Origin of the sequence: Actinoplanes missouriensis 431, assembly GCF_000284295.1 — a bacterium.
GTDB lineage: Bacteria > Actinomycetota > Actinomycetes > Mycobacteriales > Micromonosporaceae > Actinoplanes > Actinoplanes missouriensis.
On the sequence record NC_017093.1, the window covers coordinates 3,357,228 to 3,383,283 of the forward strand.

Annotated in this window: 26 protein-coding genes; 18 read left to right on the forward strand and 8 right to left on the reverse strand. The window is 71.8% G+C overall.

The genetic code is table 11. The features are described 5' to 3' along the window. Positions 1–513 precede the first annotated feature (513 nt). Positions 514–1,056 carry a hypothetical protein gene (locus tag AMIS_RS15710; RefSeq protein WP_014443313.1) on the forward strand — a complete coding sequence of 181 codons (543 nt, stop codon included), beginning with the start codon at positions 514–516 and terminating at the stop codon, positions 1,054–1,056. A 15-nt stretch (positions 1,057–1,071) separates the two neighbouring features. On the opposite strand, the gene AMIS_RS15715 is transcribed toward AMIS_RS15710, so the two are convergent. The 6 genes from AMIS_RS15715 to AMIS_RS15740 form a co-directional block, all read right to left on the reverse strand. Further along, a complete protein-coding gene (locus tag AMIS_RS15715) occupies positions 1,072–2,214 on the reverse strand; it encodes a serine hydrolase domain-containing protein (RefSeq protein ID WP_041830909.1) in 1,143 nt (380 codons plus the stop codon). A 48-nt stretch (positions 2,215–2,262) separates the two neighbouring features. After that, positions 2,263–3,339, reverse strand: a complete 1,077-nt coding sequence (locus tag AMIS_RS15720) for an ABC transporter ATP-binding protein (RefSeq protein WP_014443315.1) — start codon at positions 3,337–3,339, stop codon at positions 2,263–2,265. After that, positions 3,336–4,319, reverse strand: coding sequence for an ABC transporter ATP-binding protein (locus tag AMIS_RS15725; RefSeq protein WP_014443316.1), 984 nt, complete (start codon positions 4,317–4,319; stop codon positions 3,336–3,338). The genes AMIS_RS15720 and AMIS_RS15725 overlap by 4 nt, the downstream gene beginning before the upstream one ends. A gap of 5 nt (positions 4,320–4,324) precedes the next feature. After that, complete coding sequence (locus AMIS_RS15730; protein ID WP_014443317.1) at positions 4,325–5,266, reverse strand: ABC transporter permease; 942 nt, start codon at positions 5,264–5,266, stop codon at positions 4,325–4,327. Continuing rightward, complete coding sequence (locus tag AMIS_RS15735; RefSeq protein ID WP_014443318.1) at positions 5,263–6,270, reverse strand: ABC transporter permease; 1,008 nt, start codon at positions 6,268–6,270, stop codon at positions 5,263–5,265. The genes AMIS_RS15730 and AMIS_RS15735 overlap by 4 nt, the downstream gene beginning before the upstream one ends. Positions 6,271–6,333: 63 nt before the next feature. Further along, positions 6,334–7,992 (reverse strand): ABC transporter substrate-binding protein, encoded by a 1,659-nt coding sequence (locus AMIS_RS15740; protein ID WP_014443319.1) that lies wholly within the window; start codon positions 7,990–7,992, stop codon positions 6,334–6,336. A 355-nt stretch (positions 7,993–8,347) separates the two neighbouring features. On the opposite strand from AMIS_RS15740, the gene AMIS_RS15745 reads away from it, so the two are divergent. Together AMIS_RS15745 and AMIS_RS15750 are read left to right on the forward strand one after the other, a co-directional pair. Continuing rightward, positions 8,348–8,800: a pyridoxamine 5'-phosphate oxidase family protein gene (locus tag AMIS_RS15745; protein ID WP_014443320.1), complete on the forward strand. Its 453-nt coding sequence runs from the start codon at positions 8,348–8,350 to the stop codon at positions 8,798–8,800. 37 nt (positions 8,801–8,837) lie between these two features. Further along, the gene (locus AMIS_RS15750; RefSeq protein ID WP_041829810.1) at positions 8,838–9,440 is read left to right on the forward strand and encodes a TetR/AcrR family transcriptional regulator; all 603 of its coding nucleotides are present in this window, start codon (positions 8,838–8,840) and stop codon (positions 9,438–9,440) included. A 183-nt stretch (positions 9,441–9,623) separates the two neighbouring features. Here the strand turns inward: AMIS_RS15750 and AMIS_RS15755 are convergent, their stop codons facing one another. Continuing rightward, positions 9,624–10,232 (reverse strand): helix-turn-helix domain-containing protein, encoded by a 609-nt coding sequence (locus tag AMIS_RS15755; RefSeq protein WP_083888644.1) that lies wholly within the window; start codon positions 10,230–10,232, stop codon positions 9,624–9,626. A gap of 365 nt (positions 10,233–10,597) precedes the next feature. On the opposite strand from AMIS_RS15755, the gene AMIS_RS15760 reads away from it, so the two are divergent. The 5 genes from AMIS_RS15760 (at position 10,598) to AMIS_RS15780 (ending at position 15,010) form a co-directional block, all read left to right on the forward strand. Then, positions 10,598–10,834 carry a hypothetical protein gene (locus AMIS_RS15760; RefSeq protein WP_014443323.1) on the forward strand — a complete coding sequence of 79 codons (237 nt, stop codon included), beginning with the start codon at positions 10,598–10,600 and terminating at the stop codon, positions 10,832–10,834. 104 nt (positions 10,835–10,938) lie between these two features. Next, the gene (locus tag AMIS_RS15765) at positions 10,939–11,874 is read left to right on the forward strand and encodes an LLM class F420-dependent oxidoreductase (RefSeq protein WP_014443324.1); all 936 of its coding nucleotides are present in this window, start codon (positions 10,939–10,941) and stop codon (positions 11,872–11,874) included. A 41-nt stretch (positions 11,875–11,915) separates the two neighbouring features. Beyond that, positions 11,916–13,118, forward strand: a complete 1,203-nt coding sequence (locus tag AMIS_RS15770) for a MalY/PatB family protein (RefSeq protein WP_014443325.1) — start codon at positions 11,916–11,918, stop codon at positions 13,116–13,118. After that, positions 13,112–14,329, forward strand: a complete 1,218-nt coding sequence (locus AMIS_RS15775) for an amidohydrolase family protein (RefSeq protein ID WP_014443326.1) — start codon at positions 13,112–13,114, stop codon at positions 14,327–14,329. Before AMIS_RS15770 ends, AMIS_RS15775 begins: the two co-directional genes overlap by 7 nt. A gap of 36 nt (positions 14,330–14,365) precedes the next feature. Continuing rightward, a complete protein-coding gene (locus AMIS_RS15780) occupies positions 14,366–15,010 on the forward strand; it encodes a mycothiol-dependent nitroreductase Rv2466c family protein (protein WP_014443327.1) in 645 nt (214 codons plus the stop codon). Between the two features lie 24 nt (positions 15,011–15,034). Here the strand turns inward: AMIS_RS15780 and AMIS_RS15785 are convergent, their stop codons facing one another. Then, the gene (locus tag AMIS_RS15785; protein WP_014443328.1) at positions 15,035–15,535 is read right to left on the reverse strand and encodes an Lrp/AsnC family transcriptional regulator; all 501 of its coding nucleotides are present in this window, start codon (positions 15,533–15,535) and stop codon (positions 15,035–15,037) included. Between the two features lie 93 nt (positions 15,536–15,628). Between AMIS_RS15785 and AMIS_RS15790 the strand changes: the two genes are divergently transcribed. The 10 genes from AMIS_RS15790 to AMIS_RS15835 all read left to right on the forward strand — a co-directional run bounded on the left by AMIS_RS15790 (position 15,629) and on the right by AMIS_RS15835 (position 26,018). Beyond that, positions 15,629–16,858 (forward strand): MFS transporter, encoded by a 1,230-nt coding sequence (locus AMIS_RS15790; protein WP_014443329.1) that lies wholly within the window; start codon positions 15,629–15,631, stop codon positions 16,856–16,858. 237 nt (positions 16,859–17,095) lie between these two features. Further along, entirely contained in the window at positions 17,096–18,253 is a 1,158-nt protein-coding gene (gene aroB / locus AMIS_RS15795) for a 3-dehydroquinate synthase (protein ID WP_197538027.1), read from the forward strand. Then, positions 18,250–18,927, forward strand: a complete 678-nt coding sequence (locus AMIS_RS15800; protein ID WP_014443331.1) for an HAD-IA family hydrolase — start codon at positions 18,250–18,252, stop codon at positions 18,925–18,927. The genes aroB and AMIS_RS15800 overlap by 4 nt, the downstream gene beginning before the upstream one ends. Further along, the gene (locus tag AMIS_RS15805) at positions 18,921–19,868 is read left to right on the forward strand and encodes an SDR family oxidoreductase (RefSeq protein WP_051042019.1); all 948 of its coding nucleotides are present in this window, start codon (positions 18,921–18,923) and stop codon (positions 19,866–19,868) included. The genes AMIS_RS15800 and AMIS_RS15805 overlap by 7 nt, the downstream gene beginning before the upstream one ends. After that, complete coding sequence (locus AMIS_RS43675; protein ID WP_014443333.1) at positions 19,865–20,884, forward strand: BadF/BadG/BcrA/BcrD ATPase family protein; 1,020 nt, start codon at positions 19,865–19,867, stop codon at positions 20,882–20,884. The genes AMIS_RS15805 and AMIS_RS43675 overlap by 4 nt, the downstream gene beginning before the upstream one ends. Then, positions 20,875–21,828 carry a sugar phosphate isomerase/epimerase family protein gene (locus tag AMIS_RS15815; RefSeq protein ID WP_014443334.1) on the forward strand — a complete coding sequence of 318 codons (954 nt, stop codon included), beginning with the start codon at positions 20,875–20,877 and terminating at the stop codon, positions 21,826–21,828. The genes AMIS_RS43675 and AMIS_RS15815 overlap by 10 nt, the downstream gene beginning before the upstream one ends. After that, complete coding sequence (locus tag AMIS_RS15820; RefSeq protein WP_014443335.1) at positions 21,822–23,330, forward strand: glycosyltransferase; 1,509 nt, start codon at positions 21,822–21,824, stop codon at positions 23,328–23,330. The genes AMIS_RS15815 and AMIS_RS15820 overlap by 7 nt, the downstream gene beginning before the upstream one ends. After that, complete coding sequence (locus AMIS_RS15825) at positions 23,315–24,070, forward strand: SDR family NAD(P)-dependent oxidoreductase (protein ID WP_041829811.1); 756 nt, start codon at positions 23,315–23,317, stop codon at positions 24,068–24,070. Before AMIS_RS15820 ends, AMIS_RS15825 begins: the two co-directional genes overlap by 16 nt. Further along, positions 24,067–24,954: a mycothiol conjugate amidase Mca gene (gene mca / locus AMIS_RS15830; RefSeq protein ID WP_014443337.1), complete on the forward strand. Its 888-nt coding sequence runs from the start codon at positions 24,067–24,069 to the stop codon at positions 24,952–24,954. Before AMIS_RS15825 ends, mca begins: the two co-directional genes overlap by 4 nt. Then, positions 24,954–26,018: a glucose 1-dehydrogenase gene (locus AMIS_RS15835; protein WP_014443338.1), complete on the forward strand. Its 1,065-nt coding sequence runs from the start codon at positions 24,954–24,956 to the stop codon at positions 26,016–26,018. Before mca ends, AMIS_RS15835 begins: the two co-directional genes overlap by 1 nt. The last annotated feature ends 38 nt before the right edge of the window (positions 26,019–26,056 follow it).

A 26,056-nucleotide genomic window follows, 5' to 3' on the forward strand; every position in this document is an offset into this window, starting at 1 on the left:
CCCGACGGCGTGGCGACGGGCCGGACCCCGCTGTCGCGACCCTCGCCCGTGGTTCTCCGTCCGGGGCGGAGCCATGATCTGCGCTGTTTTGATCAGGCTTGTCAGGCGACGTTTCGTGGTCGGATCGCGGGGTCTCGGGCACCGATCGGGCGAGCGCCGCAGCGCCGTCCTCGGCCTCTCGCAACTGGCGCAGACGCCGGGCATGGCGTTGTGTGAGACCCCACGAGCGGTGCCGCTCATGCTCCCGCCGGAACTGCTCGGCAGCCGGAGAGTAATTGCGGCGCAGCGTCCGGCCCCGCAGATGCCGGGTGGGAAACAATGAGAGCTGCGCCATCACTCAACAATCCCCGCCCAGCCGCCGGCCAACGAACGATCCCGCCCGAATTTCACATCGCAGAATGTTCGCCGAACCGCTTGATGATCCGCCAAATAGGCGTCCCGGAACCGCCGCTGCCAATCTTGGTAATCCGGTGCGACGCCCTGAATCGGAATGCTCAAGTATCGTGATTCGCCGTGACGGAGTTCAGCGAAGGTTCGGAGAAGGCGGTGCCGAGAGCCGAGGCCAACCCTGCGGCCCGGACGGCGGCGGCGCTCGACGCCGGGCTCGGCCGGGATCGCCCGCGGATCGTGGTGCTGTGCGGCTCGGCCCGCTTCTACGACCACTTTCAGGAGGCGAACCACCGGCTGACGATGGCCGGAAAGATCGTGCTGTCGATCGGCTTCCCGCCCGCGGCAGCGGAGCAGGACCACGGGCACGCGCACGGCGAGGGCACCCGAAACGGCGAGGGCACCCGAAACGGCGAGGGCACCCGAAACGGCGAGGGCACCCGAAACGGCGAGGGCACCCGGAACGGCGAGGGCACCCGGAACGGCGAGGGCGTGGAGCCGGACTCCGCCGAAAAGGCGGCCCTGGACGACCTGCACAAGCGGAAGATCGACCTGGCCGACGAGGTGCACGTGCTCAACGTGCACGGCTACATCGGCCAGTCCACCCGCTCCGAGATCAAGTACGCCGAGGCGGCAGGGAAACCGATCACCTACTCGGAGCCGACGTGACCAGCGGGGAGGCCGTCAGCGCATGCCCAGGGCCGCGTAGATGATGCGCTCGGCGGTCACCGTCTGGCCCTCACCCTTGGCGTCCGTCGAGGTCACCGAGTAGATCAGCCGGAACCCTCCGTCCCGGCTGGCGCCGATCGCGCTGGAGTACCCGTACCGTGCCCCCGACTTTGCCCACAACACCTCACCGGTCGGCAGCGTCGTCGCCTCCAGCCCGGCGCTGTGGGTGGCCGGCCCGCCGCTCACGTCCTTCACGGCGGGCAGTGTGAACATCTCCTCCAGCAGGGACGCCGGCACCACCCGGCCGGTGAAGAGCGCCTCCGTGAACACGTCCAGATCGGCCACGGTGGAGATCATGTCCCCGGCCGCGGGCGTCAGGGTCTGGCTCCACTTCGTCACGTCGACGAGGGTGGATCCCACCACCTGGTATCCGTGCGCGTGCGGCCCGCGGATCGCCGGATCGAGTCCCGGCACGTACGTGTCCCGCAACCCCAGCGGCCCGGTGATCCGCCGCCGCACCTCACCACCGTACGAATGCCCGGTGATCTTCTCGATCAGCATTCCGGCGACGATGTAACCCATGTTCGTGTAGTGCTGCTCATCGCCGGGCCCGAACTCGCGCGGGTTGCGCAGCGCCGTCCGGACGATCCGTTCCGGCGTCCACACGTCGTACCGGTGTGCCAGCGCCCACGCGATGTCGTCCGGCAGGGCCGGGCTGGGCAGCCCGCTGGTGTGGTTCAGCAGCTGCCGCACGGTGACCCCGGAGTACGACGCCGGGAGGACGCCGGGCAGGTGCCGCCGGACCGAGTCGTCCAGGCTCAGCCGGTTCTCCGCCGCCAGTTGCAGCACGACGGCAGCGGTGAAGACCTTGGTGACGCTGCCGATCCGGAACCGCGCGTGCGCCGGAACCGGGGCGTTGGTCCGCAGGTCGGCGACGCCCGACGCGCCCTCCCAGCAGCCTGCCGCCGTGGTGACCCGCACCTGCGCGCTCGTCGCCGCGTCGTCGGGCAGTCCCGCGATGGCCTGCCCCATACCCGCCGACTCCAGCGAGCAGATCGTGGAAACCCGCGGCCGAACAGCAGCAGCGGGGGACCCCACCCCGAGAACCAGTGCCGAAGCAACCGAGACAGCGACGATGCCCACCTTATTGATCTCCATGACGACCACCCTGCCGAAACCCGGCAACGAGGACATCCGGGTCACCACTTAGGGGGTCTGAATCAGTCCGTCCCCGACGTCAGGCGCCCCCTCGGCGGCGCCCGGCCGCACGATCTCCGGCCGCACCTCGTGCATCCGCAACTCTCCACTGAGGATCTCCTCGGCGAAATGGCACGCCACCCGCTGCCCCGAGTCGTCGAACACCCGCAGTTCCGGCCGTTCCGCGGCACACCGGTCCTGCGACCAGGGACATCGGGTACGGAACCGGCACCCGCTCGGCGGGTTCGCCGGTGACGGCAGGTCACCGGCGAGCAGGATCCGCTCCCGCCGGTCCTCCACGTGCGGGTCCGGGATCGGCACGGCGGAGAGGAGCGCTCTCGTGTACGGATGCAGCGGTCGCTCATAGAGCAGGTCCCCACCCGCCTCCTCGACCAGCGCCCCGAGATACATCACGCCGACCGTGTCCGAAATGTGTCGGACCACGGCGAGGTCGTGCGCGATCACCAGGTAGGTCAGCCCGAGGGAGGCCTGCAGGTCGCCGAGCAGGTTGATCACCTGTGCCTGGATCGACACGTCCAGCGCGGAGACCGGCTCGTCGGCCACGATCAGCTCGGGTTCGAGGACCAGGGCGCGGGCGATGCCGATCCGCTGCCGCTGGCCGCCGGAGAACTCGTGCGGGTACTTGTTCAGTGCCGACGCCGGGAGCCCGACCGCGTCCAGGGTGGAGCGCAGACGCGTACCCACGTCGATCTTGTGGGCTTTGAGGCCTTCGACCAGCAAGGACTCGACGGACTGGCGGGGGTCGAGGCTGGCCATCGGGTCCTGGAAGACCATCTGCATGCGCCGCCGGAATCGTCGCATCTGCTCGCCCTTGAGCGCGCGCACGTCCGTACCGTCGAAGGTGATGCTGCCGCTGGTCGGCTCGACCAGTCGCAGCAGGCCGCGCCCGAACGTCGATTTGCCGCACCCGGACTCGCCGACGAGACCGTAGGTCTCACCCCGCCGGATCTTCAGGGAGACACCGTCGACGGCAAAGACAAATCCGACGGTACGGTCGAAGAGCAGTCCGCTTTTGATCGGGAAATGAACCTTCAGGTCATCGATCTCCACCAGGGCGTCGCTCACGCCGGCACCTCCTGCGGGACGGGATTCGTGCACCGCAGCGCGCCACCGCGGGCGATCGGCTCGAGCGGCACTGTGGCACCGATGCAGTCGTCGATCACCCGGTCGCAGCGCGGCGCGAAGGCACACCCCTCGGACCACGGGATGGTGTCGCCGACCGAGCCGCGGATCTGGTGCAGCCGCCCGCCCCGGGACACGTCGAGCCGGGGGACCGACTGCAGAAGCCCATTCGTGTACGGGTGGAGCGGCGCCCCGAAGAGATCGTGCCGGGTGGCCCGCTCGACCACCTTGCCGGCGTAGAGCACGTTCACCGTGTCGCAGAGCCCGGCCACCACGCCGAGGTCATGGGTGATCATCATGAGGGCCGTCCCGGACTGCTCGACCAGCTCCTTGAGCAGCGTCAGGATCTGCGCCTGGATGGTCACGTCCAGCGCGGTGGTCGGCTCGTCGGCGATCAGCAGGCGTGGCTTGCAGGCCAGCGCGATGGCGATCAGGGCCCGCTGCCGCATGCCACCGGAGAGCTGGTGCGGGAACTCCTTGAGCCGTCGCGCCGGGTCCGGGATGCCGACCGCGTCGAGCAGTCCGGCGGCCTGGCGCAGCGCCGCCTGCCGGCTCTGTCCCTGGTGGCGTTCCAGCACCTCGGCCACCTGCAGGCCGAGCGGGATCACCGGGTTCAGCGAGGAGAGCGGGTCCTGGAAGATCATGCCGATGTCCCGGCCGCGCCGGTCCCGCAGGTCCTGCGGCCGTAGCGTGAGCAGGTCGGCGCCGTCGAAGCGGACCTCGCCGGCGACCCGGTTGCCGCGCCGGGGGAGCAGTCCCATGATCGCCAGACTGGTCACCGACTTGCCGCAGCCGGACTCGCCGACCAGCCCGACCGTCTGGCCGGGCTCCACGGTGAAGCTGACCCCGTCCACCGCGGTGAACGGCTCGGCCCCCCGGCGCTGGAAGACGACCGACAGATCGCGTACGTCGAGTAGTGCCATGACACTCACCGCCGGTTCTTCGGGTCGAGCGCGTCGCGCATGCTCTCGCCGAGCAGCGTGAAGCCGAGGGCCACCAGGATGATCGCGAGGGCCGGGTAGTAGGCCAGCTCGGGACGGACCTCCAGGTACCGGACGCCGTCCACGCCGAGCATCAGGCCCCACTCGGCCCGGTTGATGTCCGGGTCGCCGAGGCCGAGGAACGACAGCGCGGCCGCGTCGAGGATCGCCACCGCGAACGTCAGGGTGGCCTGCACGATGACCGCGGTGAGCGAGTTCGGCAGCATGTGCCGGGTCACGATGTGCCGCTGCTTCACCCCGAGCGACCGGGCCGCCAGCACGTGGTCGCTTTCCCGCTGCGCGAGCATCGACCCGCGTAACAGCCGGGCGAAGATCGGCACGTTCACCACCGCGACCGCCACGATCACGGTCCACTGAGTGGACTCGCTGGCCAGGGCGACGAGTGTGATCGCGAGCAGCAGGCTGGGCAGCGCCAGCATCACGTCGGTGACCCGCATGATCAGCACGTCCACCCAGCCGCCGATGGCGCCGGCGATCGCGCCGAGCAGCACCCCGAAGATCAGGCCGATGAGCGTGGCGAGGACGCCGACGAAGAGCGTCTGGCGGGCGCCGTAGATCATCCGGGACAGGAAGTCGCGGCCCAGCGGGTCGCTGCCGAGCGGATGCCCGGCGGTGGCGCCCGGCACCGAGTCGACGGTCAGCTTCTCGGTCAGCTCGGGGAACCGCTGCACCGGGTCGTGCGGCGCGACCAGCGGCGCGAAGATCGCGATGATCAGGAACACCAGGATGATCACCGCGCCGGCGATCGCCGTGGGGTCACGGGTCAGCCGGCGGGCGGCGTCGCGGAACAGGCTGACCCCGCCGGCCTCCGCGGTCCGGGTGGCCAGCTCGTCGATGCGGCGGCGTTTGTGCTCGGCCAGAGTGCTCACTGGACACGCACCCTCGGGTCGATGAACGCGTAGGAGAGGTCGACCACCAGGTTGACCACGATGAAGACGACCGCCGCGAGCAGGATCAGCGCCTGCAGCACCGGGTAGTCGCGGCTGCCGCTGATCGAGTCGGTGATCAGCGTGCCGAGGCCGCCCCAGTTGTAGACCTTCTCGGTCAGCACCGCCCCGGCCAGCAGCGCGCCGGTCTGCAGGCCGATCGTGGTGACCACCGGCAGCAACCCGTTGCGCAGCACGTGCCGCTTGCGGATGGTGGCGTTGCGCAGGCCCTTGGCGTCCGCGGTACGGATGTAGTCCTCGTCCAGCACGTCCAGCACGCTCGCCCGGGTGATCCGCACGATGATCGCCAGCGGGATCGTGGCGAGCGTGACGGCCGGCAGCACCAGGTGCCAGAGCGCGTCGGCGGACGCGTCGAACTCGCGGGTGAGCAGCCCGTCCAGCACGAAGAACCCGGTCACGTCGGTGTTGTCGGTGCCGGTGCTGATCCGCCCGGACGGCGGGAAGAAGTGGATGTCCTGGGTGAGCCAGTCCTTGAGCAGGTACCCCAGGAAGAAGATCGGGATGGAGATGCCGATCAGCGTGACGATGATCGTCGCGTTGTCGAGCAGCCGGCCACGGTGCCGGGCCGCCAGGTAACCGAGCGGGATGCCCAGCCCGACCGCGATCAGGATGGCCGCGAGAGCCAGCTCGACGGTCGCCGGGAAGGCCCGGCTGATCACGTCGGTCACCGGTTCGCCGGTACGGATGGAGTTGCCGAAGTTGCCGGTCACCACGTTCTTCAGGAACCGGCCGTACTGGACCCAGATCGGCTGGTCGTAACCGAGGGCCCGGATCAGCGCCTCGCGGGTCTGCGGGGTGGCGCGTTCGCCCAGCAGCGCGTCGACCGGCCCGCCGGGCAGGCTGCGCAGCCAGAAGAAGACCAGGGTCATCAGGGCGATCAGGGTGACGAAGAGTTGGATCAGGCGGCGCGAGACGACTCTCACCATGATGTTTCCTCCGGAATCGGCGCTGCCGCGGCCCGGAGCCCGGGTCGCGGCAGCCCTCGGCGCCTACTTGGTGAGCGAGACCGTGTCGAACTCCTCCGCGGTGAGCGGGCTCGGCACCAGGCCCTGCACCTCCTTCGTGGTGACGATCGCCGGCGGTGCGTGCCAGATCGGCACGGCCGGCAGCCACTTGGCCGCGAGGTCGCGGTTGACCTGCTCGAACGCGGTCCGCTTGGCCTCCTGGTCGACAGTCGCGTCGGCCTTGCCGACGGCGGTGAACATGTCGGCCATCGCGTCGTCGCCGAACTCGACCTTGGGCCGGCCGAAGAACGTGCCGACGAAGTTGCCCGGGTCGTTGTAGTCACCCGTCCAGCCGAGGATGTGCAGGTCCTGCTTGCCGAACTGCTGCACGTCGTCCTTGAAGCCGCCGTTCCACGGCCGGGGCACTCCGTTGACCTTGATGCCCGCGGCCTGCAGGTCGTTCGCCAGGACCGTGAAGATCTCCTGCGGGTTCGGCATGTACGGCCGGGACACCTCGGTCGGGTAGTAGAAGTTGAGCGTCAGCCCGGTCGCGCCGGCCTCGGACAGCAGCTGCTTGGCCTTGTCCACGCTGTAGTCGTACTTCTGCACGTCCGGGGCGTAGCCGAGCACCGACTCCGGCAGGAACTGGTCGGCCACCACGGAACCGCCCGGTCCCTTGGTCTGCACCAGTTGCGCCCGGTTCAACGCGTACGCGATCGCCTGCCGTACCCGGAGGTCTTTGAGTTTGGGGTTGTTCTTCTGGTTGATGCCCAGGTAGAGGATGTTGAAGGCGGGGCGCTCGAGCACCTGGTATCCCTCGTCGGCGAGGGCCTTGCGGTCGGCCGGCGCGGGGAAGTCGATCGCCTGGACCGTGCCGGCGCGCAGTTCCTGCTTCCGGGTGTTCTCATCCTTGATGATCTTGATGATCACCTTGTCGACCTTGGCTTTCTCACCCCAGTAGTTCGCGTTCTTGTTCAGCGTGATCTCGCCGGTCGCCTTGTTCCAGCCGCCGAAGGTGAACGCGCCGGTCCCGGTCGGGTGCTCGTTCGCGAACGCGCTGTAGGAGAAGGAGTCGCCGTTCTGGGTCACGGTGTCGGAGCCGTGCTGTTTCATCGCGGCCGGGCTCGCGATGGAGAACGCGGTGAGCGCGAAGGCCCCCGGGAACGCGCCCTTGTACTTCTTCATCGTCACGACAGCGGTGGAGGCGTCAGGCGCCTTGCAGTTGTCGTAGACGGCGTCCGGGTTGCCGGCGAACCCGCCGAAGACGTCGGCGTAGTAGATCATCTGGGACTGGGCGGCCTCGCCCTTCATGTTGTACCAGCGGTCGAAGTTCGCGCAGACCGCGGCGGCGTCCAGGGTGGTGCCGTCGTGGAACGTGACGCCCTGGCGCAGCTTGAACGTCCAGATCTTGCCGGTCGGGTCGTTGGACCAGCTCTCCGCCAGGCCGCCCTGCAGCTCCGCGGTGCCGGGTTTGTGGGTGACGAGCGTTTCGTACATCTGCCGGATCGGCCGGAACGACTCACCGTCGTCGTTGAAGATCGGATCGAAGTTCTTCGGGTCGCCCGCGCCGGCGAAGATGAAGGTGCCGCCGGTGGCGTTGCTCTGATCCTCGCCGTTGTCACGGTCGCTCTCCGCGCAGCCTGCCACGCCGATCGTCATCGCCGCGATGACACCGGCGGCGATGACCGTCCTTGGTGCACGCATCGTGCTCACCCCGTCCTGTGGGTACGGACTTTGGCGAGAGACTAGCCATTTATGATGATCAACTCCCCTGATCGGTATCGGATTGTGCTCTTCCGGTGGTCATAGCACCTCCGTCATCTTCCCGGTGATATCGGTCAAGATCAAAGCCAATTGACGTGTGTACGGGTGGAGCAACCGTTCCCGCCGACCGGGACCGTTCCCGCTGGAAGCCGCTCTGACCAGCACCGCAGTGGCCCGTGCCGGCGCTCCGGGGTGGCTCGCGGCCGCGGCGCCGCCGATTCCGGAAAATGATCTTCGCTGGCCCCGCCCCGGTACCGGAATGCGGCCCCGGGCACGGCTGGCACACTCTGCTGCCATGAGTAGATGGGCCGACATCGAGAACGACGAGCCGGAGTTCGCCGCGCGAGTGCGAGGGCTGTTCGAGTCGCACGACCACAAGTTCATGGCCACCCTGCGCAAGGACGGCGCGCCGCGGATCAGCGTGGTCGAGGCACGTTTCACCGATGGGGACGTGGTGATGGGCATGATGGGCCGGTCGCTGAAGGTGGCCGACCTGCGCCGTGATCCGCGCCTGGTGCTGAGCAGCGCGAGCGACGACGTGTCGGCCGACCCCGCCGACTGGCCGGGTGACGCCCGGGTGTCCGGCCGCGCGATCGAGGTGCTCGACCCGGCGCGCCCGCAGGTGCCGTCCAACGTCTTCCGCATCGACATGAGCGAGGTCGTCCTCAACTACATCTCCCGCTCGGAGGGGCTGGTCGTGGAGACGTGGCGGACCGGCAAAGGGCTGGAGCGCCGGCCGCTGGGCTGATCTGGACAGGGTTTCTGATTGGTGGTTCAATAACTTCGTGCCGAGACCCCGGAAAGTCTCCGACGCCGCCCTCATGGACGCGGCAGCCGACGCGCTGGGCCGCAAGGGACCGCGTTTCACCATGGCCGACGTGGCCGAGCTGGCCGGCGTCGCCACCGCGACGGTCGCCATGCGGTTCGGGTCCAAGCAGGCGCTGCTGCTGGCCATGACGGCGGTGGCGAAAGACGATCTGATCGCCCGGATGCGGGCCGCGGCGGACGCCGAGACCGACCCGGTGCGGTCGATCGCGGCGGCCGCCCTCTCCGCGCTGGCCGGCGGGGGTGATCCCTCGGCGACCGCGAACCACCTGTCCCAGCTGGGGGCCGACCTGGTCGATCCCGACCTCCGGGCGTCGCTGTCGCGGCTGCGCGACGACTATCGCGAAGAGCTCCGCGTGTTGCTGGAGAAGGTCCCGTTGCCGAACGCGCCGTCGGCGGTGCAGGCGGCGAGGATCCTGGCCGGGCTGGTGCACGGTCTGCAGCTCGACTGGGCGCTGGCTCCGGACGGCGACATGCTCACGACGATCGGGTCCGATGTCGACACGCTGCTCGCGTGGTGGAGTGGTGCGGCATTCTGTCAGCCCGATGCGGAGGGTGATTAGTCTTCCAGCGATTCCCATTTGTTTCCCGGACGTTTCTCGGATTCGCATCTCCCGAATTCTTATCGGCGTTTCCGGCTTTCTTCGCACCGAATTCCTCCCCTACTGAGGGGAAATCTGGGAATGGCGTCACGGCAAACAAAAAGTGCCACCGGCCGATAGCGACCGGTGGCACTTTTCGATCATTCACTCCCCGCTCGGGGATTCGTTTCCCTCGTCCACTTCCATGATGTATCCCCGGCCCCATGCGGTGCGGATCGCGAGCCCCAGCGGGGCGATCCGGCGGCGGATTCGCATGATGTGCAGATCGAGAGAATTCCGGCTGCACAGCTGACCGTCGTCGGTCAGCCCGGTCGTGAGGGTCTCGCGGGCGACCAGGTGGCCGAACCGCAGCACCAGGATCGTGAGCAGTGAGGCCTCGCTCGGCGACAGTGCCGTGGAGTGGTTCCGGAAGGACAGCACCCCATCCGGGTTGAGCTGGGGAATCTGGTGTGCTCCGGCCCGCGCGCGGAGGCCGGCGGCCCGCAGTCGAACGTCCTCGCGCGGTGCCGGGACGCGGACCCAGTCCTCGCGCGGATCGGTGCAGACCGGCGGCTGCGAGCCCGGGGCGATCACGAGCAGCCGGAGGACCCCGCGGGTGCGACATCGCTCCCGGCGCGCGGATTCTTCAGGCCATCTGATGATTTCGACATGATCGATCTTAGAACTCGGCGCGGTCTCCCTGGACGGCCGGGCGGTGATGGATCCGGCGTGCCGGGGCTGATCAGCATAAGCAATCTGACTGTGCTGTTTCATGGTCCCCCCGTGGGCCCTTTTCTGTCGAGTACATCGATATGTTATTGCCTGCCGTCCACCTATGTCACCCCAGTTGTCAGTCATTCACGACTCTCGGCGGCGCGCCCATAGCGAGGCGCTGCCCGCGGTGACTCTGTGGTCATCCGGAAAAGCTCCGCGGAGCATCATCGGAAAAGTCGCCGAAGAGAAACCGTCACTGAGAGTGACGGCTGTCCAGAGAAGATCGGCAAATGCCACATGGCTCCCAAGGTCAGCTAGACGGCGCAAACCGTCCTGACAGAACTCTGAAGGAAACGGTGGGGCCGTCCCGGCCGCGCTCCTAGGCTCACGCCGACCGAGCCCGGCGTCACCATCGAGGACGAGGCATGCGAGCAGACGGTGAACGATTCCCGCCACTGACCAGGTCGCAGCGGTACAGCTACGCCGCCGATCCGGACGTCCTGCGGTCCGACATGGCCCACCTCGCCGATCCCGGCGACCCCCTGCCGCCCGCGTCGCCCGCCCCGCACGGCTCCGTCACCTTCGCCGTGGTGCTGCTGGCGCTCTGCACCGTCCCGCCCTTGCTGCTGCTCGTGGTCCTGGCCGTGATCGTCCTGCCCTGACCGCTGGTCCCGGCGGGCGGCCCGGCATCTGTATCAGTGAATGTTCGACAGAGCGCCGACAGAAGTTGCGGTGCCCTCCGCCGGCCGTCGCTAGCTTGGCCTCCATGGAGTTGCGCATCTTCACCGAACCGCAGGAAGGCGCTCGCCACGAGGACCTGTCGCGCGTGGCACGGTTCGCCGAGGAGGCGGGCTTCCCGGCGTTCTTCCGATCGGACCACTACCTCAACACCGGCTCCGGCGCCGGCCTGCCCGGGCCGAGCGATGCCTGGATCACCCTCGCGGCGCTGGCCCGCGAGACCACCCGCATCCGGCTCGGCGTCCTGATGAGCGCCGCGACGTTCCGCGCTCCGGGTCCGCTGGCGGTCATCGCGGCGCAGGTCGACGAGATGTCCGGCGGCCGCCTCGAGTTCGGCCTCGGCGCCGGCTGGTTCGAGACCGAACACGACGCCACCGGCCTGCGATTCCCGCCCCTCGGCGAGCGGTTCGACAGGCTGACCGAACAACTCGAGATCATCACGGGGCTGTGGGACACCCCCGACGGCGAGCGTTTCGACTACCAGGGCGCCCACTACCGGATCACCGACTCGCCGGCGCTGCCCAAACCGGTGCAGCGCCCGCGGCCGCCGCTCATCATCGGCGGCAAGGGCCCGCACCGGACGCCGCGCCTCGCCGCCCGCTTCGCCGGGGAGTTCAACGTCTCGCTGCGCGACATCCCGACCTGCCGCGCGCAGTTCGACCGGGTGGACGCCGCCTGCGAGCGCATCGGCCGGGACCCGGCGGAGATCGTCCGGTCGGTCGCGCAGACCGTCTGCGTGGGCGCCGACGACATCGAGCTCCAGCGCCGCGCCAAGGTCCTGAACCGCGACGTCGACGATCTGCGGGCCAACGGGATCGCCGGAACGCCGGCGGAGGTCGTCGATCGCATCGGCCGGTGGCGGGAGGAGGCCGGGGTCACCCGGATCTACCTGCAGCTGCTCGACCTCACCGACCTGGCACACCTGGACCTGATCGCCGCCGAGGTGATGCGCCAGCTCGACTGACGCCGGCCGGAACCGAATCGACGACACGGGGGACGTTCGCGATGAGCACCACCACGACCGGCAGGGCCGACACCTTGGACCGGCAGTTCGACGCGATGGACCTGTCCCGGCTGCGGGCCAGGCCCGGCGCGAAATGGCGCTGCACACCACCGGACGTGCTGCCGGCCTGGGTGGCGGACATGGACTTCCCGGTGCCGCCACCGGTGCTCGCGGCCCTGCGCGCGGCGCTCGACACCGGCGACCTCGGCTATCCCGACTGGCCGTCCGGCGCGACGCCGGTCCGCGAGGTCCTCAGCGAGCGCATGGCGGCCCGGCACGGCTGGCGCCCGCCGCCGCACGAGATCCGCGAGTTCGCCAACGTGACCCAGGCGGTGCAGGTGATCCTGCAGACGGCCACCGCGCCCGGCGACCCGGTGGCCATCCACGTGCCGGCCTTCCGGCCGCTGCTCGCCGGGCTGTCCACGATGAACCGGCCGATGGTGCCGATCGCCCTTTCCGGCGCGGGCTGGGAGTTCGACGCCGACCGCTTCGCCCGCGACGTCGCCGCGACCGGGTGCCGCGCGCTGATCCTGGTCAACCCGCACAATCCGACCGGCCGGGTCTTCACCCGCGCGGAGCTGGCCGCGCTCGCCGCCGTCGCCGAGCGCCACGACCTGCTGGTGATCTCGGACGAGGTGCACGCCGATCTGACCTACGCGCCGGGGGAGCACGTGCCGTTCGCCTCGCTCCACCCGGACGTCGCCGCCCGCACCGTCACCGTCGCCTCGGCCAGCAAGGCCTTCAACCTCGCCGGCATGCGCGTCGCCGCCTGCCACATCGGGCCCCGCCGGGTTCGCGAAGCCCTGGCCGCGGCGCCACCGGAGCTGTACGGCGCGGTCAGCCTGCTGGGCGTCACCGCGACTGTCGCGGCCTGGACGAGCTGCGACGACTGGCTCGCCGGTGTGCTGGCCTATCTGGACGGCAACCGGCGCCTGGTCGACGAGACGCTGGCCGGCGTACCCGGCATCGTCTCGTACCCGCCGCAGGCGACCTACCTGAGCTGGCTCGACCTGACCGGGCTGGGCATGGGTCCGGACCCGGCCGCGCGGCTGCTGCGCGACGGCCGGGTGCTGCTCTCCTCCGGCCCGGACTTCAACCCGGGCGGCGACGGTTTCGCCCGGCTGAACTTCGCCGCCCCGCGTCCGGTGCTGCGCCGGACCCTGGAACGGCTGCTCGACGCGACGGCGCAGGCCGGCCGATGCTGATCACCGCCACCCGGATGCTGACCGGACCGGCCGGTCGGGTCACGACGGACGGCGCCGTGCTGGTGCGCGGCGCGACCATCGCCGCGGCCGGTCCGCGCGCCGAGGTGGCACGGCTGGCGGATCCCGGCGAACCGGTGTCCGACCACCCCGGGGCCACGCTGCTGCCCGGCCTCGTCAACGGCCACGTGCACCTGAGCCTGGACGCCTCGCCCGACCCGGTGGGCGGGCTGCGCGCCGCCGGTGCCGAGGCGCTGGAGGCCGACATGACCGAGCGCGCCGCGCGACTGGTGCGCGCCGGGATCACGACGGTGCGCGACCTCGGTGACCGCGGCGGCGCCGCGCTCCGGCTGCGCGCGCGGATCGCCGGCGGCGAGGTGCCCGGGCCGCGGCTGCTCACCTCCGGCGCGCCGCTGACCCCGCCCGGCGGCCACTGCTGGTTCTTCGGCGGCGAGGTGGCCGACGAGCGCGCGGCGCTGGACGCGGTACGCCGTCACGCGGAGGCCGGCGTCGACCTCATCAAGGTGGTCGCGAGCGGCGGTCATCTCACCGCCGGCGCCGCCCGCATGTGGGAGAGCCAGTTCTCCGCCGCCGAGCTGCGGCGCATCGTCGGCGAGGCGCACCGCCTCGGGCTGCCGGTCGCGGTGCACGCCCACGGAACGGAGTCGATCGCCGCGGCGGTGGACGCCGGCGTCGACACCATCGAGCACTGCACGTGGATGGACGGCAGCGGACGGCTCGAACGGCGCGACGACGTCGCCGCGCGGATGGCCGCCCGGGGGATCGCGGCGTGCTGCACCACCTGCGGCCCGGACTGGCGCGGCACCCTGGCGAGCCGGGGCCCGCGGGAGACCCGGGAGACCTACGGCCGCCTGGCGTGGATGGCGGAGTGCGGCGTCCCGCTGCTCCCCGGGACCGACGCCGGCGTGTCCCAGTCCGGGTTCGACGGGATGACGGGTCTCCTCGAGCTCTACCACTGGCTCGGTTTCTCCACCGCCCGCGTGCTCGAGCTGGCGACCACCGGCGCGGCACGGCTCATCGGCCTGGGCGCGACGACCGGGCTCATCGCCCCCGGCTTCGACGCCGACCTGCTGGTCGTGGACGGCGATCCGCTCGCCGACCTCGGCGCCCTGCGGCGGGTCCGCCTGGTCGTCGCCCGAGGGCGCGTTTCGACACCCGCCGGCGACGTCGCCGCCGGCCACCCGGCCCCGTGACCTACCGGACCACGGCCAAGGAGAGGAACCGGAATCATGACCGAGGACACCACGAGCGCACGGCCCCGCGTCGACATGTGGTTCGACCCGATGGACCCCTGGTCCTGGATCGTGTCGCGGTGGCTGCTGGAAGTCGAGCAGGTCCGCGACGTCGAGGTGGGCTTCCACGTGATGAGCGTGTCGGTGCTCAACGCCGGCCGCGACGTGCCCGAGCAGTACCGCGACGACCCCGAGGCGTTCCTGGCCCGGATGCAGGCGGCGTGGGGTCCGGTCCGGGTGGCGACGGCCGCCGCGGCCCTCAAGGGCGAGGAGGTGCTGCGTGACCTCTACTCGGCGATGGGCGTGCGCATCCACGAGCGCGGCGAGAAGGACTACGCCGTCGTGATCAAGGAGGCGCTCGACGAGGTCGGCCTGCCGTCCGACCTCGCCGCCGCGGCGGGTTCGGACGAGTACGACGGGCGCCTGAAGGAGAGCCACGAGCGCGGCATGCGGCCGGTCGGCAACGACGTCGGCTCACCGATCGTGCACATCGGCGGCGGCGCGTTCTTCGGCCCGGTGATCTCCCGGATCCCGCGCGGCGAGGTCGCGGGCCGGATCTTCGACTCGCTCCTGGGACTCTCGAGTTTCCCGCACTTCTGGGAGCTCAAGCGCTCCCGCACCGAGGAGCCCGAGTTCACCTGAGACCAGGACCGGGACGCCGGCCGCCTACCGCCAGCCCTCGTGGCGGGTGGCGGCCGGATGCTCCGCGGGCGGCGGCGTGACCCGCTGGTCGTCGTACTGTGTGGACAGCACCAGCGACGAGGTGAGCTCGCCGTGCCGGCCGAGCCGCTCCAGCAGGACCTCGAGGTGCTCCAGCGAGGTGGCGCGCACCTTCAGCAGGGAGCAGTGCGTCCCGCTGAGCTTGTGGATCTCGCTCACCTCGGGGTACTGCGCGGCCGAGGCGTTCTGGAGAAGACAGCGCCCGGACGCGCAGCGCAACTGCACGAAGGCGAGGAACGGGTAACCGGTGCTCCGCGGGTCGACCCGTGCCGCGTACCCCACGATCACGCCGGCCTCCTCGAGCCGCCGCACCCGCTCGGCCACCGCCGGCGGCGACAGGCTGACCCGCCGGCCCAGCTCCTTGAAGGACAGCCGGGCATCGGCCTGCAACTCTTTGATCAACTGCCAGTCGAGCGGATCCAGCGATCTTTCCGAACGTAAAGCCATGGCGGAAGAATAGCGTTGATGTCGCGATGATCGGCAGCAAAGATCTTTCATTTGGTATTCAAAAGCGACATTGCACTTTTCTAGCATTGTCGCATGGGAATTCTTCTGGAAAAGGACCGGGACGCGGTCGCGATCCGGTGCCGCGCCATGCCGCTGCTCTTCGCCGCCGTGGCGCTGACGAACACCGCCATGGTCGCCTCCACCACCGTCGCCACGCTGATCGTGGCCGATCACGCCGGCTCCGGGGTCAGCGGGTTCGCGAACGCCGCGGCGGTCCTCGGCTCGGCGGCGGGCGCCTTCGGCCTCGGCGCCCTGACCGTCCGGCACGGCGGCCGCCGTGCGCTGCTGACGGTCTACCTGCTGGGTTTCCTCGGATGCCTGGTGGCCCTTCTCGGCGGCGCCGGCGGGCTGCTGCCGGCCCTGCTGGCCGGCATGGTCGCCATCGGTATCGGCAACGGCGGCGCCCAGGTCTGCCGTTACCTGGCGACCGAGCTCTACCCGGAGGACCGTAAGGCGTTCGGCCTGTCGGTCATCGTCTGGGCCGGCACCGTCGGCGCGCTGGCCGGGCCCACCCTGATCGCCCCGGCCGGACGGCTGGCCGTCGGCCTCGGCCTTCCGGAGCTCTCCGGCGCCCTGCTGCTGGCGGCCGCCATGACGGCCGCGTCGGTGCTCATCACCCTCGCGCTCCCGGCCGCGACCGGCGCTGCCGCGCACACCGGACGGCCACCGCTGACCTGGCGGGCGCTGGGCGCCGCGCTGGGCCGCCCCGCGGTCCGCCTGCCGTTGACCGCCATGCTCGGTGCGCATCTCTCGATGGTCACGATCATGACGATGACCCCTCTGCAACTGCACGAGCACCACCAGGGGCTGGGTACCGTCGGCTGGGTGCTCAGCGCGCACATGGTCGGCATGTTCGCCCTCGCGCCGCTGTCCGGCCGGATCGCCGACCGCTTCGGCGGCCGGGTCGCCATCGGCGGCGGGACCGCCATGCTGGTGGCGGCGGCGCTTCTCGTCGTCACCGCGCCCACCGCCTACTCGCTCGCCCTGCCCGCCGCGCTGTTCCTGCTCGGGTACGGCTGGAACCTGGTCTTCGTCGGCAGCAGCGGCCTGCTCAGCAGCGGTCTGGAGACGGCCGAGCGGGTCGAGGTGCAGGGCGGTGTCGACGCGATCGTCTTCGTGGCCGCCATCGCGGTGAGCCTGGTCGCCAGCGCCACGTTCGCCGGAGGCGGGTTCGCGGTCGTCGCCGTGGTCGGCGGCGTGATCGCCCTGGCCCCGGTGCCGCTGCTCGTCCGTGGCGTGCGCTGGTCGCTGCCGCGGGACTGAGCGGACAGTTCTTAACAGAACCTGTCAGCGAAACCCCGAAGCGGTGATCGGCGTGGATAAATTGTTGCGGGAACTGTAACGGCTTGTAAGGCGGAGCGGGTGCGACCGGCGCGGTCGCCGTGTCCGCCTCGCCGCGGGCGGGAGAAGGCAGCCGAGTCCCACCCGACCGCATCCACCTGACCGATCCACCGAACCGGGGGAATCGTCATGCCTGCCCTAGTGCGATGCCATCACGACGTGGCGCTCTCGTCAGCTCTTCCCGAGGCCCCATGCAGCTTCACCGCCAGCCGGACCGACAGCTATCCGGTCCACGTCTGCCGCGACGAGTCCGCGGCTCTCGGCCACCTGCTGACCGAGATCGGTGACCGGCGAGTGGCCCTGATCAGCGACGACCTCGTCGCCGGCCTGCACGCTCGCGGCCTCGCCGCCCGGCTGCGCGCCGCCGGGGTCGACGTCACGATGACCACGTTCCCGGCCGGCGAGGCGAGCAAGTCGCTGATGACCGCCTGCGACGTGCTCGACTGGCTGGCCGGCACGGCTCTGGCTCGCCGGGACATCGTGGTCGCCGTCGGCGGCGGAGTCGTCATCGACACCGTCGGATGGGTCGCGAGCGCCTACATGCGCGGCGTGCCGTACGTGAACGTGCCGACCACGCTGCTCGCGCACGTCGATGCCGCCCTGGGCGGCAAGGTCGCCGTCGACCACGCCTCCGCCAAGAACCTGATCGGCGCCTTCTACCAGCCCAAGGCCGTCATCTCCAACGTCGGCTACCTGTCCACGCTCAACCGCCGGCAGCTGGCCTCGGGCCTGGCCGAGGTGGTCAAGAAGGCCGTGATCGGCTCGCCCGAGCTGCTCGCCCTCGTCGAGCACGAGGCCGAGCGGGTGCTGGCCCGCGACCTCGATGTCCTGGAGCGCCTGGTCCGCGCCGCCAGCCGGGTCAAGTGCGCGCTGCTGGCGCAGGATCCGTACGAGGAGGACCTGCGCCGCCCGCTGAACTTCGGGCACACCGTCGGGCACGCCGTGGAAACCGTCACCGGGTACGGGCCGGTCCTGCACGGTGAGGCCGTGGCGTTCGGCATGGCGGTCGCCGTCGAGATCGCCGTCGAGCGCGGGCTCGCCGAGTACGTCCTGCGCGACCGGCTCGTCCAGCTGCTGAGCCGCATCGGCCTGCCGGTGAGCCTCACCGGGTTCACCGTCCCGGTCGACCCCGGCGAGGTCGTGACGGCGCTGGGGCAGATCCGCAAGATCCGGGACGGTCAGATCCGGTACGTCCTGCCGCTGTCGGTGGGGGAGACGGCGATCGTCAACGACGTGACCGACGCCGAGGTCCACGCGGCGATGCTGCGGATCACCGCGGCCCGGCAGCCGGGCCGTCAGGCGGAGCCGGTCCGATGACGGTGAACGGCACGATCCTGCATGCCGCCGCGGTGCTGTTCGATCTCGACGGCGTGCTGGTGGACTCCGGCGCGACGGTGGAGCGGTCGTGGCGGCGCTGGGCCGTACGCCAGGGGCTGGATCCCGCGGCGGTGCTGGCGGTGTGCCACGGCCGGACGACCGCCGCGACCATCGCGGTGGTCGCCGGTCACCTCGACGCGGCTGCCGAGGCGCGCCGCATCGAGAGCGAGCAGGCCGCCGACAGCGCCGAGGTGCGAGCCTGTCCCGGCGCCGCCGACCTGATCGCCGAGATGCCGGCCGGCCGCTGGGCGGTGGTCACCTCGGGCAGCCGGGCGCTGGCGTCCTCGCGGCTGCGGCAGGCGTCGATCCCGGTGCCGGACGTGCTGATCACCTCGGACGACGTACGCCGCGGCAAGCCCGACGCGGAGGGCTACCGTGCCGCCGCCGGCCTGCTCGGCGTCGAGCCGTCCGACTGCGTGGTCATCGAGGACGCGCATCCGGGTGTGACGGCCGCCCTGGCCGCCGGCTGCCGGGTGATCGGCATCGCCGGCCCGGCGCTGGGCCCGACGGAGGACGTCGACGTCCTGGTCGGCGACCTCGCCGCGGTCACCGCCACCGCCACTGCCGCCGGCGCCGGCGTCGACCTGCGGCCCCGGGCGGGTGCGCGATGGTGAGCGCACCGGTGGTGATCGTCGGGAACGGGCTGATCGGCGCGGCGTGCGCGGCCACCCTGCGCGGATCAGGCCACCCGGTGATCACCGTGGCCCGCCGGGGTGAGTCCGGGCCCGGCCACCTCTCCTGCGACCTGACCGACGCCGCGGGCCGGGCCGGCCTGGCCCGGCTGCTGCGGGATCGGCGGCCCGCCCGGGTGGTGCTGACACACGGGCCCAGCGACGTCACCTGGATCAACGCCCACGAGCGGGAGGCCGCCGCCACGCACACCGGTGTGGCGGCGCTGGTGGCCGAGTCCGGCGTTCCCGCCGTGCTCGTCTCCACCGACAACGTCTTCGCCGGGGACCGAGGGCACCACCGCCCGCACGACCCGATCGCCCCGGCCAACGCCTACGGGCGGATCAAGGCGCAGGCCGAGCAGGCCGTCGTCGAGGCGGGCGGGACGGCCCTGCGGGTCAGCCTGGTCTACGGATGGGCGGGTCCGGCGTACCGGGAGACCTACGGCGGGCGGTGCCTGCTCGCCGCGGCGGCCGGGCAGCCGATGGACGCGCCGGTCGATCAGGAGTTCACCCCGGTGCACATCGACGACGTACGGCGGGTGGTGGCCGCCCTGTGCGCGGCCGGCACCCTGCCCGGCGGGGTGGCGCACCTGGCCGGTCCGGCCCAGCTGAGCCGCTTCGCCTTCGCCCGGCTCGCCTATCGCCTCGCGGGCGCCGACGAGAACCTGGTGCGGCAGTGCTCGCGCGCGGGCACCGAGTGGGCGACGCGGCCGAGGTACTCCTCGCTCTCCTGTGACGGGTTCGACCACCTGCCGGGACTGGACGGCTGGTCGCCGATGTCCGCCGCGCGGGGCCTGGCCCTCATGGTCGCCGAGATGCCCGCCACGGTGGGGGCCGCGGTGGGTCACGCGGCCGGTCTCGCGGCGGGCGGGGGACCGCGGTGAGCGCCCGGCCCGCGCTGCTCGCCGTTGACGCGGGCGGCACCCACACCAGGGCGGTGGTGTGCCACGACGGACGGTCCCGCAGCTGGGAGCTGGCCACCATGAACCGGCACGCCGTCGGGGCGACCGCCGACGACGTCCTGCTCAGGCTCTTGTCCGCGGTGCGGCACGAGATCGGCGACCGGCCCTGCGTGGGCTGGCTGGCCAGCGCTTCGGTGGACCCCGACGAGCCCGCCGCCGAGCTGCGGCGGATCACCGCGGGCGCGGTGCGGGCCGGGCTCGACGCGCGCCTGGTCGTCTCCAACGACGTGGTGCCGCTGCTCTGGGGGCTGCCCGGAGTGGCCGGGGAGGGCATCGCGGTGATCTGCGGAACCGGCTCCGGTTTCCTCGGCGTCGACCGGACCGGCGCGGCCGCACGGGCCGGCGGCTGCGAATACCTCGGCAGTGACGAGGGTGCCGCCGTCGACATCGGCCGGCGCGGCCTACGTGCCGCGGTCCGCGCCGGTGACGGCCGGGGACCGGCGACCGTGCTGACCGGGCTGCTCGCGGACGCGACGGGGACCCGGGCGCCGCAACTGGCCCGGGCGATCGCGGCCCAGCCGTACCCGAAACAAAGGCTCGCCGACCTCGCCCCGATGGTCTGCGCCGGCTGGCTCAGCGGTGACCAGGTCTGCGGCGGCATCGTCTCCGACGCCGTCACCGATCTGGTCGCGGGCGTACGCGCGGTCCGTGACCGGCTGCGCCTGACCGGTGGATACGCCGTCGTGACCGTCGGCGGGGTGTTCGCCGGATGCCCGCCGTTCCACGACCTCATCGAGAGCCGGCTGCTGGACTTCGAGGGCGCCGGGCAGGTCACGTTCACCAACACCAGCGCCCGGGTGGTGATGGCCGCCCTGGAGCACCTGCTGGACGACCGGGACGAGGTCGCGCTGCCGGCCGCGATCAGCGACCGCCACGCCTGGATCGTCAGCTCGGCGCCCGCCGTGGTGACCCGTGCGGAGGAGGAGATGTGCGCCTAGGACTCTGTCTGGCCGCGTTCGGCGGCGAAGGCCTCGGCAGCGCCCTGAAACAGCTGCCGGACGACACGCTGGCCCTCGACGTGCCCACCGACACCACGCTCGGCCTGATCGACGTCCGCCGGTGCGCCGACGACCGGGCGTACCTCGACGAGATCGCCGCGGCCCTGAGCGGGCACACCGTCGGCGTCGTCAGCAACAGCCGGGACGCGCAGCTGCTGCTCGGGCCGCACGGACCGCACACCGCGGCGGTCTGCCCGGGCGACCCCGGCACCCGGATGGCCCATGCGCTGCGGTGCGGCCTCGGCACCATCCGCCTCGCCGAGCGGCTGGGCGCGCCGGCGGTGCGGCTGCTACCCGGCTGCCCGGACTTCGGCCGCTGGCTGTCCTGGTGGGGCAGCGACGCCGGATGGGCCGACAACATCGCCGTCTTCCGCGACCGCGCGGCTCCGCTGATCACCGCCGCCCGTGAGGCCGGCGTCCTGATGATGCTGGAACCGCACCCGAAACAGATCGTCTACGACCGGGCCAGCGCCGAGCTGCTGTTCGCCATGTGCGGCGACTGGGACGACGTGCTGCGGCTCTGCGTCGACCCGGCCAACCTCGCCGCCATCGGGCACGACGCGATCGGCGCGGTGCGCGGATGGAACGGGCGGATGGCCGCCGTGCACGCCAAGGACCTGCAGCGTCACTCCGCGCCGGCGCCGCCCGCGGGGGCCGGCTGGTCCCGGTACGGTCCGCAGCCGCCGATCCGGTTCCGGGCGCTCGGCCTCGGCGAGCTCGACTGGCCGGCCATCGTCGCGGCGCTTCAGGACGAGTGTTTCGAGGGCGTGCTCTACCTCGAGCACGAGGACACCCTGCTGCCGCGGGAGCAGAGCATCCGGCGGAGCCTGGACCTGCTGCGCGCGATCGTCCCGCAGCACGCGGCGCAGGGCCGGACATGGTGAGCCCGGACATGGTGAGCCCGGCCTGGGTCGTGACGCCCTCCGGCAGGTCGCGGGCCATCCACGTCAACGCCACAGCGACCGGCGGCGGTGTCGCCGAGCTGCTGCACCGCATGGTCCCGGCGCAGGCCGCCGCCGGATTCGGCGCCGGCTGGCTCGTCATCGGCGGCGACGCCGAGTTCTTCGACACCACCAAGCGCATGCATCACCTGCTGCACGGCCGGACTGACCCGTCCGCCCTGGACGCCGCGACGATGATCCGTTACCGGGCGGTGCTGGCGCCGCAGGCCGCGTGGCTGGCTGAGCGGGTCACCCCCCGCGACGTGGTCTGCCTGCACGACCCGCAGACCCTCGGGCTGGCCCCGGTGCTCAAGCGGGCCGGGGTGCCGGTGGTCTGGCACTGCCACATCGGAACCTCCCGGCACGCCGATCCCGGCCCGGCCGCGATGTGGCGGGCCTTCGCGCCGGAGCTGTCCGTCCTCGACGCGGTGGTGACCACCCTCCCGGAGTACGCCCCGCCGATTCCGCTCGCCCGCCGGCACGTGATCACCCCGGCCGTCGATCTGTCGGCGGCGAAGAACCGGCCACTCACCGGTGAAGCGGTGGCCGCCCGCCTGGCCGCGATCGGCCTCACCGCCGAGTACCCCGAACGCGCCGAACGCGCCGAACGCGCCGAACGCGCCGAACGCGCCGAACGCGCCGAACGCGCCGAACGCGCTGGACGCGCTGAACCCGCCGAGCCCGCCCAACTGGCCGAACTCGCCCAGCCCGCCGAAGCCGGCGAGCCCGCTGGAGCGGCCGGAGCCGCCGCACGCGGCGCTGCGGCCGGTGCGGTGGTGGAGCACCTGGCTCCGCTGCCGCCCGGCGCCCGGGTCGTCGCGCAGGTGTCCCGCTGGGACCCGCTCAAGGACATGCCCGGCGTGCTCGGCCTGATTCCGCTGCTGCCCTCCGACGTGCACGTCGTGCTGGTCGGCGCCGACCCCGCCGACATCCCCGACGACCCCGAGGGCGCCGAGGTGCTGCGGCAGGTGCGAGCCGCCCGTGACCGGCTGCCGGTGGCCGACCGCGCCCGCGTACACCTGGTGCTGACCTCCCTGCGGCAGGACGAGGAGGCCGCGCTGGTCGTCAACGCCGTGCAGCGGCGGGCCGACGTGGTGCTGCAGAAGAGCCTCGAGGAGGGCTTCGGGCTGGCGGCCACCGAGGCGATGGCGAAGGGCCGGCCGGTCGTGGCCGGGGCGGTCGGCGGCCTGCGCCACCAGATCGTGGACGGCCACAGCGGCGTCCTGGTCGATCCGCACGACCCCGCGGCGGTGGCGTCCGCCGTCCGCCGCCTGCTCGACGACCCCGCGCTGCGCGACAGACTCGGCGCCGGGGCGCAGGCCCGGGTCTCCGCCGCCTATCTGCTGCCGCGTCTGCTCAGCGATTACGAACGACTGCTGCGATCGCTCGCCGGCCGTCCCGCCGGCGACGACGTCGTGAAGGAGGAACCGTGGCCGACGAGGTGACAGCCGTGGTGACCGCGGCCTGCGGCACGATCGGCAGCGCGGTGATGAGACAACTGCTCGTGCACGGCGTCGCCGACCGGGTGATCGGCGTCGACGTGCGCGACCCGGACTGCGAGTTGCCGCCGGGGGCGGAGATCTGGAAGCACGACCTGCGCGACCCCGGCGACCTGGCGCGCCTCGCCGGCCGGCTGCCGTCCACCGTGGACATCCTGGTCAACGTCCTCGGCGGGGAACGCCATCCGGCCCTGCGTCTGGTCGAGGACGTCGCGTGGCCGCCGCCGGAGGTCTGGGACGACATCGTCGATCTCAACCTGTCGGTCGCCTACCGGGTCACCAAGGCGCTGCGGGGCCACCTGATCGCCGGTGGCGCCGTCTGCAACGTCAGCTCGATCGCCGCCGCGATGCCGTGGGCGGTGTCGCCCGCGTACGGCGCGGCCAAGGCGGCGCTCGAACACTGGAGCAGCTCCCTGGCGGTGCTGCTGGCCGGCGACGGCGTACGCGTCAACATGGTCCGCCCCGGTTTCGTGTGGAGCGAGCAGTGGCGGGCCGTGGATCGCGCCGAGTTCGACAGGGTCGCGCAGGACCGGGTGCCGCTGCGGCAACCTGCGGCCGGCCGCGAGCAGACCGCGTGCGACGTCGCCGACGCGGTGGCGTTCCTGTGCTCGCCGGCCGCGGCACACGTGACCGGGCAGGCGATAAACGTCGACGGCGGCGCCGCCCTGGTGCGGGCCGCCCGGTGACCGCCGTGACCGGCACGTCTCCGCTGCGGCTGCTGGCCGTTCACGCCCACCCCGACGACGAGTCCAGCAAGGGTGCCGCCACGCTGGCCCGGTACGCCGCGGCCGGTCACAGCGTCCTGGTCGCGACGTGCACCGGTGGCGAGGCCGGCGACATCCTCAACCCGGCGATGGACCGCGAGGAGATCCGCGGGCGGCTGCCCGAGGTGCGCCGGGCCGAACTCGCCGCTGCCGTGGGCGTCCTCGGCGTCCGGCAGCGCTCGCTCGGTTTCGTCGACTCCGGCTGGCCCGAGGGCGACCCGCCGCCGGTGGCCGCGCACACCTTCGCCGGCCTGCCGCTGGCCGAGACGACAGCCGCCCTGGTACGCCTGATCCGCGAGTTCCGCCCGCACGTGCTCGTCACCTACGACGAGATCGGCGGGTACCCGCACCCCGACCACGTCCGCAGCCACGAGGTGGCGGTGGCCGCGTTCGACGAGGCCGCCGACGACGCGGCGCATCCCGGCGCCGGCCCGGCCTGGCAGACGCTCAAGCTCTACTACGTGCACGAGTGGTGCGGCGCCAAGATGCGCGCCTTCCACGACGCGCTGCTGGCCTCCGGCCGGCCGTCGCCGTACCACGAGTGGCTCGCCGAGTGGACGCCGCAGCGGGACGTCACCGGCCGGATCACCACGCGGGTGCCGTGCGGCGACTACTTCACCCACCGCGACGACGCGCTGCGCGCGCACGCCACCCAGATCGATCCGGGCAGCCACTGGTTCGCGGTGCCGCTGGCGCTGCAGCGCGAGCTGTGGCCGACCGAGGACTTCGAGCTCGTACGGTCGCTGGTGCCGGTGCGCCTGCCGGAGGACGACCTGTTCGCGGGGATAGGGGCGGGGGTGCGGTAGTGCGGGCCCTGACCGTGGACGCCGGTGTGCCGGGCTCCCTGTCGTTGCGGGAGCTGCCGGATCCGGACCCGCGGGAGGGGCCGGTGCTGGTGCGGACGCTGTCGGTCGGGCTGTGCGGCACCGACGAGGACATCGTCCGTGCCGCGATGGGCGCCGCCCCGCCCGGCTCCGCGCACCTGGTGATCGGCCACGAGAACCTCGGGCGGGTGCTGTCGTCCGCCGACGACGCGCTGCGGCAGGGTGACCTCGTCGTGGGGTTCGTCCGCAGGCCCGACCCGCTGCCGTGCTCGGCCTGCGCCGCGGGGGAGTGGGACATGTGCCGCAACGGGCGGTACACCTCGCGGGGCATCACCCGGCTGCACGGGTTCGCCCGGGACCGATGGCGATGCTCGGCGGGCGGGCTGCTCCGGCTGGACGGGCGCCTGGCGCGCAGCGGTGTGCTGGTGGAGCCGGCGTCGGTGGTCGCGAAGGCGTGGGAGCAGATCGAGCGGATCAGCAGCCGCGCGCACTGCGACCACGGCCGGGTCCTGATCACCGGGGCGGGGCCGGTCGGGTTGTTCGCGGCGCTGATGGCGACCCAGCGTGGGTTCGAGACCCACGTCTACGACGTGGTGCCGGCCGGGACCAAACCGGAGCTGGTCGAGGCGCTCGGGGCGACGTATCACCGGACACCGGTGGCGGACAGCCGGCTGGCCGCCGACATCCTCGTCGAGTGCACCGGATCCCCGCCGGTCATCGCCGCCCTGCTCGGGCTGGGCGGCCCGGCGACCATCACCTGCCTGCTGGGGATGTCGCCGGGGGAGGCGGTCATGCCCGTCGACGTGGCCGCCCTCAACCATCGCCTGGTCCGTCTCAACGGGGTGGTCTTCGGGACCGTCAACGCCAACCGCCGCCACTACGAGTCAGCGGCGGACGCGCTGCTCGCCGCCGACCCGGCGTGGCTGGACCGGCTGGTGACCCGCCGGGTGCCGATCGAGGAGTACGCCCGCGCGTTCCACCGCGAGGCCGGCGACGTGAAGGTCGTCCTCGAGGTCGACGAACAAGCTTGTCAACTCCTGTCATGACTTCTTGTCATGCAACCTGACGTCATCTATCGTCGTGG

Bases quoted from the DNA above. Each gene is read 5' to 3' on its own strand.
- AMIS_RS15715 (WP_041830909.1), bottom strand. From the start codon at position 2,214: ATGGAGATCAATAAGGTGGGCATCGTCGCTGTCTCGGTTGCTTCGGCA.
- AMIS_RS15725 (WP_014443316.1), bottom strand. From the start codon at position 4,319: ATGGCACTACTCGACGTACGCGATCTGTCGGTCGTCTTCCAGCGCCGG.
- AMIS_RS15735 (WP_014443318.1), bottom strand. From the start codon at position 6,270: ATGGTGAGAGTCGTCTCGCGCCGCCTGATCCAACTCTTCGTCACCCTG.
- AMIS_RS15740 (WP_014443319.1), bottom strand. From the start codon at position 7,992: ATGCGTGCACCAAGGACGGTCATCGCCGCCGGTGTCATCGCGGCGATG.
- AMIS_RS15745 (WP_014443320.1), top strand. From the start codon at position 8,348: ATGAGTAGATGGGCCGACATCGAGAACGACGAGCCGGAGTTCGCCGCG.
- AMIS_RS15755 (WP_083888644.1), bottom strand. From the start codon at position 10,232: ATGAAACAGCACAGTCAGATTGCTTATGCTGATCAGCCCCGGCACGCC.
- AMIS_RS15760 (WP_014443323.1), top strand. From the start codon at position 10,598: ATGCGAGCAGACGGTGAACGATTCCCGCCACTGACCAGGTCGCAGCGG.
- AMIS_RS15765 (WP_014443324.1), top strand. From the start codon at position 10,939: ATGGAGTTGCGCATCTTCACCGAACCGCAGGAAGGCGCTCGCCACGAG.
- AMIS_RS15770 (WP_014443325.1), top strand. From the start codon at position 11,916: ATGAGCACCACCACGACCGGCAGGGCCGACACCTTGGACCGGCAGTTC.
- AMIS_RS15775 (WP_014443326.1), top strand. From the start codon at position 13,112: ATGCTGATCACCGCCACCCGGATGCTGACCGGACCGGCCGGTCGGGTC.
- AMIS_RS15780 (WP_014443327.1), top strand. From the start codon at position 14,366: ATGACCGAGGACACCACGAGCGCACGGCCCCGCGTCGACATGTGGTTC.
- AMIS_RS15785 (WP_014443328.1), bottom strand. From the start codon at position 15,535: ATGGCTTTACGTTCGGAAAGATCGCTGGATCCGCTCGACTGGCAGTTG.
- AMIS_RS15790 (WP_014443329.1), top strand. From the start codon at position 15,629: ATGGGAATTCTTCTGGAAAAGGACCGGGACGCGGTCGCGATCCGGTGC.
- AMIS_RS15800 (WP_014443331.1), top strand. From the start codon at position 18,250: ATGACGGTGAACGGCACGATCCTGCATGCCGCCGCGGTGCTGTTCGAT.
- AMIS_RS15805 (WP_051042019.1), top strand. From the start codon at position 18,921: ATGGTGAGCGCACCGGTGGTGATCGTCGGGAACGGGCTGATCGGCGCG.
- AMIS_RS15820 (WP_014443335.1), top strand. From the start codon at position 21,822: ATGGTGAGCCCGGACATGGTGAGCCCGGCCTGGGTCGTGACGCCCTCC.